General features: G+C 58.9%; 12 protein-coding genes. 9 read left to right on the top strand and 3 right to left on the bottom strand.

The genetic code is table 11. The annotated features are described in order from the left end of the window. Positions 1-122: 122 nt before the first annotated feature. The gene (locus FPL19_RS17520; protein WP_191965210.1) at positions 123-296 is read left to right on the top strand and encodes a hypothetical protein; all 174 of its coding nucleotides are present in this window, start codon (positions 123-125) and stop codon (positions 294-296) included. Between the two features lie 42 nt (positions 297-338). On the opposite strand, the gene narL is transcribed toward FPL19_RS17520, so the two are convergent. Together narL and FPL19_RS03500 are read right to left on the bottom strand one after the other, a co-directional pair. Beyond that, positions 339-998 (bottom strand): two-component system response regulator NarL, encoded by a 660-nt coding sequence (gene narL / locus FPL19_RS03505; RefSeq protein WP_150912380.1) that lies wholly within the window; start codon positions 996-998, stop codon positions 339-341. Positions 999-1018: 20 nt separating this feature from the next. Further along, entirely contained in the window at positions 1019-2902 is a 1884-nt protein-coding gene (locus FPL19_RS03500) for a histidine kinase (protein WP_150910647.1), read from the bottom strand. A gap of 180 nt (positions 2903-3082) precedes the next feature. Between FPL19_RS03500 and FPL19_RS03495 the strand changes: the two genes are divergently transcribed. From FPL19_RS03495 to FPL19_RS03460, 8 genes are all read left to right on the top strand, one after another. Then, positions 3083-4354, top strand: coding sequence for an MFS transporter (locus tag FPL19_RS03495; protein WP_150910645.1), 1272 nt, complete (start codon positions 3083-3085; stop codon positions 4352-4354). A 166-nt stretch (positions 4355-4520) separates the two neighbouring features. Beyond that, complete coding sequence (locus FPL19_RS03490) at positions 4521-8264, top strand: nitrate reductase subunit alpha (RefSeq protein WP_150910643.1); 3744 nt, start codon at positions 4521-4523, stop codon at positions 8262-8264. Continuing rightward, the gene (gene narH, locus FPL19_RS03485) at positions 8261-9835 is read left to right on the top strand and encodes a nitrate reductase subunit beta (RefSeq protein WP_150910641.1); all 1575 of its coding nucleotides are present in this window, start codon (positions 8261-8263) and stop codon (positions 9833-9835) included. The genes FPL19_RS03490 and narH overlap by 4 nt, the downstream gene beginning before the upstream one ends. Positions 9836-9845: 10 nt before the next feature. Continuing rightward, positions 9846-10586 carry a nitrate reductase molybdenum cofactor assembly chaperone gene (gene narJ / locus FPL19_RS03480; protein WP_150910639.1) on the top strand — a complete coding sequence of 247 codons (741 nt, stop codon included), beginning with the start codon at positions 9846-9848 and terminating at the stop codon, positions 10584-10586. A 20-nt stretch (positions 10587-10606) separates the two neighbouring features. Further along, the gene (gene narI, locus FPL19_RS03475; RefSeq protein WP_150910637.1) at positions 10607-11284 is read left to right on the top strand and encodes a respiratory nitrate reductase subunit gamma; all 678 of its coding nucleotides are present in this window, start codon (positions 10607-10609) and stop codon (positions 11282-11284) included. A gap of 10 nt (positions 11285-11294) precedes the next feature. Further along, positions 11295-12101, top strand: a complete 807-nt coding sequence (locus tag FPL19_RS03470) for a peptidylprolyl isomerase (RefSeq protein WP_150910635.1) — start codon at positions 11295-11297, stop codon at positions 12099-12101. A 278-nt stretch (positions 12102-12379) separates the two neighbouring features. Then, positions 12380-13129: a Crp/Fnr family transcriptional regulator gene (locus tag FPL19_RS03465; RefSeq protein ID WP_150910633.1), complete on the top strand. Its 750-nt coding sequence runs from the start codon at positions 12380-12382 to the stop codon at positions 13127-13129. 44 nt (positions 13130-13173) lie between these two features. After that, positions 13174-13575, top strand: a complete 402-nt coding sequence (locus tag FPL19_RS03460; protein WP_150910632.1) for a ribonucleotide reductase subunit alpha — start codon at positions 13174-13176, stop codon at positions 13573-13575. A 26-nt stretch (positions 13576-13601) separates the two neighbouring features. On the opposite strand, the gene moaA is transcribed toward FPL19_RS03460, so the two are convergent. Next, the gene (moaA, locus tag FPL19_RS03455) at positions 13602-14594 is read right to left on the bottom strand and encodes a GTP 3',8-cyclase MoaA (RefSeq protein ID WP_150910630.1); all 993 of its coding nucleotides are present in this window, start codon (positions 14592-14594) and stop codon (positions 13602-13604) included. Positions 14595-14652 lie beyond the last annotated feature (58 nt).

Here is a 14652-nt window from a genome sequence, read left to right as displayed (position 1 = left end):
TCTCCAGGCCGGATACTCAGGGACTTTATTCTCGAAGGGGTTGCGGGTTAAGGTTTATGACAGATGCACGTTCAAGGTGCGTCGGCAATTGCTGATATTTCTCTGAGCATCAGGAGGCAATCATGGCCTGTAAAAAGCCCGAGAACATGACAGACGAGGCGTGGAACCAGCATCTGAAATGGCTGGACCTGGTCGACAACGAGTTCAAATCCAACCAGCTGAAACGTCGCCGTGAAGAGCGCCGGGACCAGTCTCGAAAAAGGAATCCCGAGGATGTCATTCGACCGTCCGCCTGAAAGGGCGATCACGGAAGCAGGCTTGCCCAGGGCGCATGTAACTTAAGCTTTGTGCAAACCTTCCTCCACGGCCCACACTGCCACTTCCACCCGTGAGCGCAGGTTCAGTTTCTTCAGAAGGTGCTTCACATGAACCTTCACGGTGCCGTCGCTGATATCCAGCTTGCGGCCGATCATCTTATTGGACAGGCCTTCGGCAATCAGGCGCAGAATGTCTTTTTCCCGCGGGGTCAGGCTGTCGAAGTCCGGGCGGGATGTCTGTTGGGGTTTCTGGGAGCGCAGTGCCTGTGCCAGCAGGGTGGTCAGGCGATCACTGATCACCAGCTTGCCCACCGCCGCCTGGTGTAGCTGCCCGATCATGTCCTCCGGTTCCATGTCCTTCAGCAGGTAGCCGTCAGCGCCGGCTCTCAGTGCGGCGACAACATCATCTTCGTGATCCGAGACCGTGAACATGATGATCCGCGAACTGACGCTTTCTTCCCGCAATTTTTTAAGAGCCTCGATACCGTTCATTTCCGGCATGTTCAGGTCCATCAGTATCAGGTCCGGCTCAAGTTCCTGTGCCAGGCGGATACCGTCGGCGGCGTTGCTGGCCTGGCCTACCACCTGCATGTCGTCTTCCATGTCGATCAGTTGCTTGATGCCCTGGCGCAATAGAGGGTGATCGTCGATCAACAGAATACCTGCGGGTGTGTCTGACAGTTTGTCTGGCATAGTGCTTCTCATTCTTTAACGGATTGTTGTAAAGACTGACTGATGGCCGGCTCTGACGTAATCAGGTGCCGGCTCTTGGGTACAAAACTCAGGGCGACTTCCACACCGCCGCTGTCGCGATTTCTCACGCTGACTTTTCCACCCAGGGTGCGTGCTCGGTCCTGCATGATAATTAGGCCATAGTGGTGAGCCGGCTGATCACTCGAGGGAAGTCCTTTGCCGTTGTCCAGTATTCTGACCTGTACCCGCGGCGACTCAAACAGTACCTGTACCACGATTTCTGATGCGTCAGAGTGTTTGACTGCATTGGCCAGACCCTCACGGACGATCTGTAGTGTATGGATCTCCTCGTTTGGCGACAGTGTCTGCGGAGGCAAGCGGTATTCCAGTTTTACTTCACTGCCCAGCCGCTCCGAGAATTCGTGTGCGGTCTGGGCCAGGGCAGTAGCCAGGTCCGGGGTGTCCAGTTTCAGGCGGAAGGTGGTCAGCAATTCCCTCAGCTGACGATAGGCACTGTTCAGGCCATTGCTCAACTCTTCCAGAATGTTGTGGTGGACTTCTTCATGTTCCCCGGCGATGTTCAAACGGCGCAGGCGCGATACCTGCATCTTCAGATATGACAGCGACTGGGCTAGTGAGTCGTGTAGTTCCCGGGCAATCACGGCACGCTCTTCTGCCAGGGTCAGTTGCTGCTCTTCGGTGATCTGTCGCTCCAGGAAAATCGCGGTGGCCAGTTGGTCGCTCAGGGTTTCCAGCAGGCGGCGCGAAGTTTCCGGCAGCCCGGTGCTGGCCGGGTACCAGACCTCCAGGGTGCCCAGCAACTGTCCCGGCGTGCGAATGGGCAGCAGCAATCGGCGACCGTCATTGTCTTCCGAGGGCAGTTCGTCAAACACTTCCGGGGTCACCAGACAAGCGTTGCAGTGATGATCCTTGCAATAGAAAGGCCGATCCTTGGTGGAGGTGGTAATTGCCTCTACCGGTTCGCTGGAATGCTTGTCGTGGAGGAATAGCCGGATCGGGCCAATGCCCAGTAACTGTTCGAGATCCTGGAGCATGGGTATCGCGCCACTGCAAAGGTCATGGTTGGCAAACAGCGAGCGGCTGGCGGAATGAAGCAGCTCCAGGGCTGCGTGGCTGCGCTCCAGTTCACGGGTCTTGCCGCGGGCTTCTTCTTTTAATTCGTGGTAGCTCAGGGCCAGCTCGCTGGTCATCTGATCGAAGGCAATGCCAAGCTGTGAAAGTTCATCCGAGCCACTGAACCTGGCCTTCCTGGAAAAATCCTGTTGCCTGACCGCGTCCGCGATATTCACCAGCTTGCGCAGTGGCCGCAGTACCCGGTTTTTCAGATCCAGAAACAGGCCACTGATAATGACGATGGAAAGCACGAGGCTGACGATCTGGATAAGGTGCAGAAGATCAATGCGTGCCTCCGTCCGGTCTTCCAGCATGCTGACCAGTTGGTCCGCCTCCGCTACATACTGACGGGTCAGGCCGAGCAGGTTTTCCATCGCGACCTGGTTGCTGCTGCCAGCCTTGGCGGTTAACGCCGGACGCAGAGACTCGAGCCAAAGTGATCGCATGGTCTGGTATTGGCGGGAAAGCGGATGATCGTCGGTGTCCGGAATCGATCGGGTGAATTCCGGATGGGCCATTCTGGCTTCGTAGGCATCAAGCTGTGCAATGAAACCGGCGGACTCGCTTTCGCGGGTGCTTGAACGTGCAAGCAGCTCATAGGCGCCCATTCGTAACGATCCGGCAATATTGATGGCCGTGGCATTGCCCTCGATGCTGCGCGATACCCCCAGGGTTGTTGCCATGCTGACAACCGCCGTGAGCACGACAGCGCCAACAACAATGGCGATGCGTTTTACGAGGGGGCTGTTACCTGTCATTCGATGCCTTCCGGAAACCGCCAGTCAAATGGCGTTCTGATCTTCTTTTCACCGGTAGTGTACCCACTTGAGGTTAAAACACGACTCCGGATTACCCCTACTGGTGATATTCCATCGTAGTCTTTGACGCTTTGCAGGGCAAAACATGACACTTAAAGTCTACTTATTAAAGGTAATGCCATGGGGCCGTCGAAGGTGGACGAGGAAAATGAGGCTGACAGCCTGACGTCGCTGGCGGTGGTCCTTCCGCTGGCGCTGGTCGGTTTTGTGGTTGCTTCCGGTTGCTGGACCATTTTTGCGGCAGCCGGCATTCACCTGCGGAGCGCCCTTGGCCTTGATAGCCTGCAGCTCGGTCTTTTGCTGGCCATGCCCATGGCCTCTGGTGCCCTGTTCGCGGTGCCGGCCGGCATTGCCGCCCAACGTTCAGGGGCCAGGCGGGTAATGATTGCCTGCCTTCTGGGGCTGGCGGTATCGATGGTGTTCCTGCTTGTTGTGAAAACCTGGGTCGGCTATCTGCTGGTGGCCGTGGGGCTGGGTCTTGGTGGCGGGTTCTACAGCGCCGGTCTTGGGTTTGTGACTTCCCACACGCCCGCCCGCAGGGCAGGGCTGGCGCTGGGCCTGTTTGGTGCGGGGGTGACTGGCGCAGGCTTCAACTACTACCTTGTGCCGGTGATCCTGCAGGCGTTTTCCTGGGAAGGCGTACCGATTGCCTACCTGATCGTTCTGCTGCTGGTGGCCGCGTTGCTTGTGTTGTTGACGGACGAACCGGAAGCCCGGAGTGATCGCGAAACCGCTGCCCGTCAGTTGGTCGGGCGCCTGGCCAACCCCTCGAGTTTGCGGCTGTGCCTGTATTTCGGGGTAGTCGCAGGCAGCTTTTTCTCGCTGGCGCTGTGGCTCCCGGATTTTATGGCATTCCGTTTTTTACTGACGATGGAAACAGGCGCCCGGTTGGCAATATGGTTTGTGGTTCCCGGCGCCCTTGCCCAGATTGTCGGCGGCGCGCTTTCAGACCGCTTTGGTGCCGGGCCGGTCATCCTGCGCTCGCTGGCGGTCGCGCTGCTGGCTCTGTTTGTTCTGTCCTATCCGCCCATGACCCTGGCGATTTACGGAGTGGATTCGATCATTGCGCTGGAACTGGCGCTGCCACTTTTCCTCGAAGGCCTGCTGATTGTGCTGCTGGGTCTGGCGCTGGGTTGTTCCATGGGTGGCCTTCAGCGTCTGGTTATTGCCCGCAGTCCTGATGTCGCGGCGCTTTTTGCCGGTGTCCTGCTGTCCACTGCCTGCCTGGTGGCTTTCCTTTTGCCCGTGTTGTTTGGCGCCGTGATTGATTGGGTCGGTGTGGGTACAGCCATGTTCATGATTCCTTTTGTTCTGGTGGGCGCCAGCCTGGTGATGTTTGCCAGGGATAACCGCCGTGCAGAGCGTCAGGCGTTGTTACACAAGGGTGTATAGCTCTCATACCACCTGGGGAGTAGAGACGGGTTATGTGGTAGTAACCCCGCAGATATCGAGGTTTTTCTCGCACACAATGATCTCAGAGCTGAACGCCGATCCGTCCGACGGAGAGCGTGCGATAAGCGGACAGAGCCGAGAGATCCGAGAGAGCGGAGAGAAAACCATGAGTCATCTGATCGACAAGCTGAACTACTTCAGGAAGAAGCGCGAGCCGTTCGCCAACGGCCACGGTGAAACCCACAACGTCAGCCGTGAATGGGAAGACAGCTACCGCCGTCGGTGGCAACACGACAAGATTGTGCGTTCCACCCACGGCGTGAACTGTACCGGCTCCTGCAGCTGGAAAATCTACGTCAAGAACGGTCTGGTCACCTGGGAGACCCAGCAGACCGATTACCCCCGCACCCGTCCGGACCTGCCCAACCACGAGCCCCGCGGCTGCCCCCGGGGCGCCAGCTATTCCTGGTACATGTACAGCGCCAACCGCCTGAAGTACCCGCTGATGCGCAAGCACCTGATGCAGCTGTGGCGCGCGGCGAAAGTTGAGCACACGGACCCGGTGGACGCCTGGGCTTCCATCGTGGAAGACCCGAAGAAAACCGCCGAGTACAAGCCCCGTCGGGGTATGGGCGGTTTTGTGCGTTCCAGCTGGGACGAAGTCAACGAACTGATCGCGGCGTCCAATGTGTATACCGCTAAAAAATACGGCCCGGACCGGATTCTCGGCTTCTCTCCGATCCCGGCCATGTCCATGGTGTCCTACGCCGCTGGCAGCCGCTACCTGTCGATGATTGGTGGCGTGTGCATGAGCTTCTACGACTGGTATTGCGACCTGCCGCCGGCCTCTCCCCAGACCTGGGGCGAGCAGACCGACGTGCCGGAATCTGCCGACTGGTATAACTCCGGATACATCATTGCCTGGGGCTCAAACGTGCCCCAGACCCGCAGCCCCGATGCCCACTTCTTCACCGAGGTGCGTTACAAGGGCACCAAGACCGTTGCGATCACGCCGGATTACGCGGAAGTGTCCAAGCTCTCCGACGAGTGGCTGAACCCGAAGCAGGGCACCGATGCCGCGCTGGGTATGGCCATGGGCCACGTGATTCTGAAGGAATTCCACGTCGACAAGCCCAGCGAATACTTCACCGACTATGTACGTCGTTACACCGATATGCCGTACCTGGTCATGCTGGAGCAGCGGGAAGACGGCCGCTACGTTCCGGGTCGCTTCCTGCGGGCCAGTGATCTGGTGGACGGTCTGGGGGAGGAGAACAACCCCGAGTGGAAGACCATCGCCATTGACCAGAAAACCAATCAGCTGACTGCACCCAATGGTTCAATCGGCTACCGCTGGGGTCAGAAGGGCAAGTGGAACCTCAAGCAGACTGCCGGCGATTCCGAGGTAGAACTGCAGCTGTCGATGGTAGAAAAGCACGATGACGTTGTGGATGTCGCTTTTCCCTATTTCGGCGGCATTGAACACGACTATTTCAAAAGCGTGGAAGTCTCCGACACCCTCACCCACAAGCTTGGCAGCCGCAAGGTACAGCTGGCGGATGGAACAGAGGGGCGCGTGGTCACCGTCTATGACCTGATGGTCGCCAACTACGGCATCAGCCGTGGTCTGGGCGAGGATGACGGTGCCACCTCCTACGACGAAATCAAGCCGTACACTCCGGCCTGGCAGGAAAAGATCACCGGCGTCCCCGCCGAGAAAGTGATCCGCATTGCCCGTGAGTTTGCCGACAACGCTGACAAGACCAAAGGCCGCTCCATGGTCATCGTTGGTGCCGGTATGAACCACTGGTACCACATGGACATGAACTACCGCGGCCTGATCAATATGCTGATCATGTGTGGCTGTGTCGGACAAAGCGGTGGTGGCTGGGCCCACTATGTTGGCCAGGAGAAGCTGCGCCCACAGACCGGCTGGCAGCCGCTGGCCTTTGGCCTGGACTGGCAGCGTCCGCCCCGGCACATGAACTCCACCTCTTTCTTCTACGCCCACTCCGGCCAGTGGCGCTACGAGAAACTGGGTGTCGATGAAATCCTGTCGCCGCTGGCGGACAAGTCCAAATTCGGTGGCAGCCTGATCGACTACAACGTGCGCGCCGAGCGCATGGGCTGGCTGCCGTCTGCCCCGCAGCTGAACCGTAACCCGCTGGGTATTGCTGCCGAGGCGGAAAAAGCCGGCATGGAAGTCTCGGACTACGTGGCGCAATCCATGAAGGACGGATCCCTGGCGTTTGCCAGTGAAGATCCGGAAGCGCCCCAGAACCATCCGCGCAATATGTTCATCTGGCGGTCCAACCTGCTGGGCTCTTCCGGTAAGGGCCACGAGTACATGCTCAAGTACCTGCTGGGCACCAAGAGCGGTCTGCAGGGCAAGGACCTGGGCCATGAAGGTGGCGCCAAGCCGAAAGAGGTCAAGTGGCATGACGAGGCGCCGGAAGGCAAGCTCGACCTGCTGGTGACCCTGGATTTCCGCATGTCCACCACCTGTCTGTATTCGGACATCGTTCTTCCCACGGCCACCTGGTACGAGAAGAACGATCTGAACACCTCGGACATGCACCCGTTCATCCACCCGCTGACCGCGGCCACCGATCCGGCCTGGGAAGCCCGCAGTGACTGGGAGATCTACAAGGGCATTGCCAAAGCCTTCTCGAAAGCGACCGAGGGCCACCTGGGTGTCGAGAAAGACGTAGTGACTCTGCCACTGCTGCACGACGCACCGGCGGAACTGGGCCAGCCCTTTGACGTGAAGGACTGGAAGCGGGGCGAATGCGACCTGATCCCGGGCAAGACCGCGCCCAACTTCATCACCGTTGAACGGGACTACCCGAACACCTACGCGCGCTTCACCTCCCTTGGCCCGCTGATGGACAAGCTGGGTAATGGTGGCAAGGGCATCAACTGGAATACCGAGAAGGAAGTGAAGTTCCTGGGTGATCTGAACTACAAGCACATCGACGGAGCCAACGCCGGCCGGCCGAAGATTGAAAGCGCCATTGATGCGGCGGAAGTGATTCTGACCCTGGCGCCGGAAACCAATGGCCAGGTGGCGGTAAAAGCCTGGGCAGCCTTGTCCGAGTTCACCGGCCTGGATCACACCCATCTGGCGAGGAACAAGGAAGAGGAAAAAATCCGCTTCAGGGACATCGTAGCGCAGCCGCGCAAGATCATATCCAGCCCGACCTGGTCTGGCCTGGAAGACGAGCACGTGTCCTACAACGCCGGTTACACCAACGTGCACGAGCTGATCCCCTGGCGCACCCTGACCGGCCGCCAGCAGTTCTACCAGGACCACGAGTGGATGCGTGCCTTCGGGGAGAGCCTGCTGGTGTATCGCCCGCCGATCAACACCAAAACCGTCAGCCACATGCTCAACCAGCGCGGCAACGGTCACCCGGAGAAAGCGTTGAACTGGATTACCCCTCACCAGAAGTGGGGTATTCACAGCACTTACAGCGACAACCTGTTGATGCTGACCCTGTCCCGCGGCGGCCCCATCGTGTGGCTGAGCGAAGACGACGCCAAAGAGATGCAGATTGAGGACAACGACTGGATCGAGCTGTTCAACGCCAACGGTGCCATCGCGGCCCGGGCGGTGGTCAGCCAACGGGTCATGCCGGGCATGGTGATGATGTACCACGCCCAGGAGCGGATCGTGAATATTCCGGGGTCGGAAATCACCGGTACCCGCGGTGGTATTCACAACTCTGTCACCCGGGTATGCCCGAAGCCGACCCACATGATCGGCGGCTACGCCCAGTATTCCTACGGCTTCAACTACTATGGCACCGTAGGCTCCAACCGCGACGAGTTCGTGGTGGTTCGCAAGATGCACAACGTCGACTGGCTCGATGGCGAAGGCAATGACACTGTTCAGGAGGTTGTAAAATGAAGATCCGTTCCCAAGTCGGCATGGTGCTGAACCTGGACAAGTGCATCGGTTGCCACACCTGTTCAGTGACCTGTAAAAACGTATGGACCAGCCGTGAAGGCATGGAGTATGCCTGGTTCAACAACGTCGAAACCAAGCCCGGTATCGGCTACCCCAAAGAGTGGGAAAACCAGGACAAATGGAAGGGCGGCTGGATGCGTGACAGTTCCGGCAAGATCCGCCCGAAAATCGGTGGCCGCTTCCGGATCCTGGCGAACATCTTCGCCAATCCGGACCTGCCCCAGATCGACGACTACTACGAGCCGTTCGATTTCGATTACCAGCATTTGCACACCGCCGGCGACAGCAAGCATCAGCCGGTGGCCCGGCCGCGTTCGCTGATCTCCGGCCAGCGCATGCAGAAAATCGAGTGGGGCCCGAACTGGGAAGAGATTCTGGGCACCGAGTTTGCAAAGCGCCGTAAGGACAAGAACTTTGACCAGGTGCAGGCGGACATCTACGGCCAGTTTGAAAACACCTTCATGATGTACCTGCCGCGTCTGTGCGAGCACTGCCTCAACCCCACCTGTGTGGCCAGCTGCCCCAGCGGCGCCATCTACAAGCGGGAAGAAGACGGCATCGTGCTGATCGACCAGGACAAGTGCCGTGGCTGGCGGATGTGTGTCTCCGGCTGCCCCTACAAGAAGATCTACTTCAACTGGAAAACCGGCAAGTCCGAGAAGTGCATCTTCTGCTACCCGCGGATCGAAGCCGGCATGCCCACCGTGTGCTCCGAGACCTGTGTAGGCCGGATTCGCTACCTCGGTGTGCTCCTGTACGACGCAGACCGCATTGAAGAAGTGGCCAGCGCCCCGGGCGAGCATGAGCTTTACGAGAAGCAGCTGGAAATCTTCCTGGACCCGTTTGATCCGGCCGTGATCGAGCAGGCGAAGAAAGACGGCGTGCCCATGAACGTGATCGAGGCGGCCCAGCGCAGCCCGGTCTACAAGATGGCGGTGGACTGGAAACTGGCCCTGCCGCTGCACCCGGAATACCGCACCCTGCCCATGGTCTGGTACGTGCCGCCCCTGAGCCCGATCCAGTCCGCGGCGGAAGCCGGCAGGGTCGAGTTCGACGGCGTCCTGCCGAAAATCGAAAGTCTGCGGATTCCGGTCAAGTACCTGGCCAACATGCTGACCGCGGGTGACGAAAAGCCCATTGTGCTGGCTCTCAAGCGAATCATGGCCATGCGTCTGTACAAGCGTGCCGAGACCGTCGAGGGCAAGGAAGACCTGCGGGCGTTGCAGGAGTGTGGTCTGACCAAGGCCCAGGCGGATGAGATGTACCGCTACCTGGCAATCGCAGATTACGAAGACCGCTTCGTGATCCCCACCAGCCACCGCGAGCTGGCGAAAGAGGCCTTCCCGGACGCCAGCGCCCACGGTGAACGCAATGGCTGCGGTTTCAGCTTTGGTGACGGCTGCAATGGTGATAGCAAATTCAACATGTTCGGCGGCCGCAGGCAGACCACCAGCATGGTCCAGAAACTGTCCACGGTTAAGCAGGTGGACCCGAAGCAGCTGCAGGAATAGGGAGACCGGGATGCAACTTCTAAAAGTAATAGCACGGGTGCTTGAGTACCCCACCGAGGAGCTCCAGGCCTCCAAAGACGCAATGGTCGCGGCTGTTCTGGAGGACAGCCGGCTGCCGGGGAAGAGCAAGGAACAGCTTCTGCGGTGCCTTGACCTGGTGTGTGACGGCAACCTGCTCGACATGCAGGAAAACTACGTGGGCACCTTCGACCGGGGCAGAGCGACCTCACTGCTGCTGTTTGAACACGTTCACGGCGAATCCCGGGATCGGGGCCAGGCGATGGTTGACCTGATGGAGGAATACCGCGCCAACGGCCTTGAGATCGACGCCCGGGAATTGCCCGATTATCTGCCCCTGTTTCTGGAATACCTCTCGACACGGCCCTGGGATGAAATCAGAAACTGGCTGGAAGACATCCACCATATTCTGGGGCTGTTGGGTGAGCGGCTATACCAGCGCGAGAGCCTGTATCACGTCCTGATGGATTCACTGCTGGTGTTGTCGGGCCGGGAGGCGGACCGCCAGGAACTGGCGCAGATCGTGGCGTCGGAAGAACGCGATGACACGCCGGAGGCTCTGGACAAGGTATGGGAAGAGGAAATGGTGAAGTTTGTGGACGACCAGGGAAGTTCCTGCAGCACTGGTGGCGTTGTTGGCCAGCGGCGCCGCGAACTCGAGCAGACCCAGACTATTCACCTGAGTGATCAACTGATGACGGATGCCACGCCCCGTCAGGCAGGAGGCGCCTGAGGGCGCGGGAGGAAATGACCATGTCTTACCTGAACACACTGTTATTCGGAATCTACCCCTACGTTGCCATTGCCATTATGGTGATTGGCACCTGGGCCCGCTACGATCACGGCCAGTTCACCTGGAAAGCCCATTCCACGCAGACACTGAGCAAGAAAAACATGGTGATGGCCAGCGTGCTCTTCCATGTCGGTGTACTGGTGGTCTTCTTCGGCCATCTGGTCGGCCTGCTGACACCCCACGCCGTCTACGAGAACTTCATGAGCCCGGGCACCAAGCAGATCATGGCCATTGTCGTGGGCGGCATTGCCGGTCTGATGGCCATTGTCGGCGGTGGCATGCTTGCCTGGCGCCGCCTGACCGACCCCCGGGTGAAAGCCAGCAGCACCTTCGCCGATAACATGATTATCGTCATTCTGGTCCTTCAACTGGCGCTCGGGCTGCTGACCATCCTGCCCACTATGGGTCATCTTGACGGCAGTACCATGCTTCAGTTCTCGGCCTGGGCTCAGGGTATTGTCACGCTCCAGGGTGGCGTTGCCGCCTACATTGCCGATGTGCACTGGATCTACAAGGCCCATATCTTCCTTGGCCTCACTATCTTTGTACTCTTTCCGTTTACTCGCCTGGTACACATGCTGAGCGTGCCAGTGGAGTATTTCGGAAGGCGGTATCAGGTTGTGCGTAAGCGCGCGTAAGGAGCTAACCATGGAACTCATACCTGTCGGCAACGCCGAAAAACCTAGAAACCAGTTTCCGCCCGTCTACGTGGGCGACACCCTCATCGGCGAAGACGACATCGCCCGAGAGCTGCAGCACCACCCGGCGGAAGACGTCGCCGAAGCCTGGCACGAAGCCGCCAGAAGCCTTGTAATCCGCGAGCTGCTGCTGCAACAGACGAGCCGCCTCAATCTCGAAGGGATTGCTGACGAAGAGGACCGCATCGCCCGGGTACTGGAACTCGAACTCCAGGTTCCAGAACCCGGCGAACAGGATTGCGAGCGCTTCTACGCCGCCAACCCCGGCCGCTTCCGCAGTCCCACGCTGATGGCGGTTAGCCATATCCTGCTGGCGGCGGCACCGGACGATGTCCAGGAGCGCATGCGCCAGGAAGAGGTGGGTCAACAGCTGCTGTCCTCGCTGCTGGAGGGGCGTGCCCAGTTCGAGCCGCTGGCCAAGCAATACTCTGCCTGCGAATCGCGCCATCAGGGCGGCAGCCTGGGCCAGATCAGCAAAGGGCAGACCGTCGACGAGTTCGAACGCCCGGTCCTTTCGCTGCGGGAAGGTCTCAATCCGGAACTGATCGAAACCCGCTACGGCTGGCACATCGTTCGGGTTGATCAGCGCATTGATGGCGAACAGTTGCCCTATGAACACGTCAAACCCCAGATCCGGCAGTACCTGAGCGAAAGCGTCACCAGGCGGGCGTTCAGACAGTATTTGCAGGTTCTGGCGTCGGAAATCGGTGTGAAAGGGGTTGATCTGGAGTTGCCGGATTCACCGCTGATGCAGTAAAAGATGCCACCCCGAGCTCTGGAGTCTGGCGGGAAACTCCTTTTCAAAACTGTGCGGAGCCATGGATGGCGGAGCCCAAGCGTCACATGGATGTGCCGAAGGAGCGTGTTTTGAAGAGGGGTTCCTCGCCAGACTATGCACCAAATCTTCTTGAGCTATATCAATTACTCAGAAATTGCCTGCCAACTACCCCCATAGGGGGAGCGCTTTCCCGCGGCCACCTCTTTACCATTAAAAACATGATTCCTAATGCATGAATTTGCGCAGAGGACAGTTGAATGGCCCTTACACAGACAGCCGAGACCCGCTACAGCAAACCGGTCCTGATTGCCGTTAATAAAACCGTCGGTGAAGAAGACGGCCTTCAGCAACTGCGTAGCCATCCGCTGTTCGCCCAACTGAGTGGCCAGGACCAGCAGAAGCTGATCCAGCAGTCGCGGCGCCTGAGGCTCGGACATCACCAGGTACTGTACCGCCAGGATATGCCGGCCCATCACTTCTTCTTTGTGATTACCGGTCGCCTGCGCCTCTACCGACTGGACGCCTCCGGTATTGACCGCACTCTGGACAGCATCGGTCCGGGCGACTGCTTTGCCGAGGTCATGATCTACGCCGATCCGCCGCAGTATGCCTGCTATGCCGAGGCGCTGAAGTCCAGCGAGGTACTGATGATCCCCGTCAGGGCCTACCAGGAACTGATCGAAAACAATCCCCGGTACGCCCAGGCGGCGCTTCGGCATTATGCCAAGCGGGCCGTTTCCCGGTTTCACGATCTGGAAATCATGACGCTGCAGAACGCCCGCGACCGGCTGATCCGCTACCTTATCGACCTGCTTCCAAACGGGGCAGAGGAAGGTGGGGAAGTGGAGCTGCCGCTGCCCAAGTGCCTGGTAGCGTCCAGGCTGGCCATGCAGCCGGAAACCTTCTCCCGGATTCTGGCGGATCTGAAATCGAATGGGCTGGTGCGCGTTAATCGCAGCCGGCTGTTTATTTCAGACCCCCAGCGCCTGATCGCCATCAGCCAGTAGCCGGTCCCACTCAGCTCTACCGAATGACAGAAAGGATATTCAACATGATCAGCAGTTACAGCGACCTGATTCAGGCATCACGCGGTCAGCAAGAGGCTCAGCGCCTGTTATTCGTGTTCTGCCGGGCCGAGCTGCCCGACGAGGCGTCCGATGAAGAAAAAGCGGCGTTCGAGCGCGGTGAAGGCGGCGCCCTGACGCCAGTAATCTGTGTCGACAAGACCCCTGACGAGGCCCCCGAATTCCAGGGCCTTGTCGAGGAGTCCCGCACTACCGGGCAGGCCTGGGATGTGGTGTTTGTCGCCGCCATGTCCGGTCGCGGCGGAATGGCGCCGTCAACGGACGAAGCACAGCAACCGCTGACCATGATGGTGGAGTCCATCCGTCTGGGACATATCAGTCATTATCTGCCGCTTGATGCAACCGGCAGCGCTGTCAGCCTGAATTGAATCAATTTCAGGAAGCGGGGGCTTGTTCAGCCCCCGGTCATATTCATGAATCGGAGAATCTGAACATCCCCCTCCGATGAGAAGTGATGCCGTTCCGGCTTCAGGTCCATGGCACCAATGATGGTTTCGCGCAACTTGTCATCTGCCTCTGGATGGCTGCGAAGCACGCGGCGGAGATCCACTGAGTGTTCATTGCCCAGGCAGAGCAACAGCCGACCTTCCACCGTCACCCGAACCCGGTTACAGGTCGAACAGAAATTGTGGGAGTGTGGCGAAATAAAGCCGACCCGAATGTCGCTGTCCGACATCCGATAGTAGCGGGCAGGGCCACCGGAATCCTCGGTTGTGGGCACCAGCTCATGGCGCTGGCTGATGATGTTGTGGACCTCGTCGCTGGTACACAGCACCTCGCCACGGTCGTGGTCCGAGATTTCCCCCAGGGGCATTTCCTCAATAAAGGTAATGTCCACCTTCTTCTTGCGGGCGAACTCCACCAGTTCCGGTACTTCCTCGTCGTTGCCGCCCTTCATCACCACCGCATTGAGCTTGATACCCTCAAAGCCGGCTTCCTTCGCGGCATCAATGCCGTCCAGCACCTGGCTTAGCTTGCCGGTTCGGGTAATACGGCTAAATTTCTCGGCATCCAGGGAATCCAGGCTGATATTCAGTCGCTTCAGGCCGGCCTTGCGCAGACGCTCCGCCATAGTGGGCAACTGGCTGCCATTGGTGGTCATGGCAAAATCCCGCAGGCCGTAACCGCCGATTTCCTTGACCAGTTCCAGAATATCCCGGCGTACCAGGGGCTCGCCCCCGGTCAGCCGGATCTTTTCAGTGCCCAGTGACACGAACGTTTTCGCAACCCGGGCAATCTCTTCCAGAGTCAGCACCTGTTCGCGGGGCAGGAATGTCATTTCTTCAGCCATGCAGTAAACACAGCGGAAGTCACAGCGATCAGTGACGGACAGGCGCACGTAATTCACAGTGCGGCCAAAACGGTCTGTCAACTTGGCGTTGGGCATTTGATTCATTCCTGTCCTTTACGATGTAGGCTCTTATTGTCGTGAACAGCCACAGTGT

The sequence above is a fragment of the Marinobacter halotolerans genome (assembly GCF_008795985.1).
Lineage (GTDB): Bacteria > Pseudomonadota > Gammaproteobacteria > Pseudomonadales > Oleiphilaceae > Marinobacter > Marinobacter halotolerans.
The sequence above is the reverse complement of the archived record's forward strand: the minus strand, read 5'-3'. Positions and strand labels throughout refer to the sequence as shown.

Coding starts and splice junctions, on each gene's coding strand:
- FPL19_RS17520 (WP_191965210.1), top strand. CDS start 123: ATGGCCTGTAAAAAGCCCGAGAACATGACAGACGAGGCGTGGAACCAG.
- FPL19_RS03490 (WP_150910643.1), top strand. CDS start 4,521: ATGAGTCATCTGATCGACAAGCTGAACTACTTCAGGAAGAAGCGCGAG.
- narI (WP_150910637.1), top strand. CDS start 10,607: ATGTCTTACCTGAACACACTGTTATTCGGAATCTACCCCTACGTTGCC.
- FPL19_RS03460 (WP_150910632.1), top strand. CDS start 13,174: ATGATCAGCAGTTACAGCGACCTGATTCAGGCATCACGCGGTCAGCAA.
- moaA (WP_150910630.1), bottom strand. CDS start 14,594: ATGCCCAACGCCAAGTTGACAGACCGTTTTGGCCGCACTGTGAATTAC.
- narH (WP_150910641.1), top strand. CDS start 8,261: ATGAAGATCCGTTCCCAAGTCGGCATGGTGCTGAACCTGGACAAGTGC.
- FPL19_RS03470 (WP_150910635.1), top strand. CDS start 11,295: ATGGAACTCATACCTGTCGGCAACGCCGAAAAACCTAGAAACCAGTTT.
- FPL19_RS03495 (WP_150910645.1), top strand. CDS start 3,083: ATGGGGCCGTCGAAGGTGGACGAGGAAAATGAGGCTGACAGCCTGACG.
- FPL19_RS03465 (WP_150910633.1), top strand. CDS start 12,380: ATGGCCCTTACACAGACAGCCGAGACCCGCTACAGCAAACCGGTCCTG.
- FPL19_RS03500 (WP_150910647.1), bottom strand. CDS start 2,902: ATGACAGGTAACAGCCCCCTCGTAAAACGCATCGCCATTGTTGTTGGC.
- narJ (WP_150910639.1), top strand. CDS start 9,846: ATGCAACTTCTAAAAGTAATAGCACGGGTGCTTGAGTACCCCACCGAG.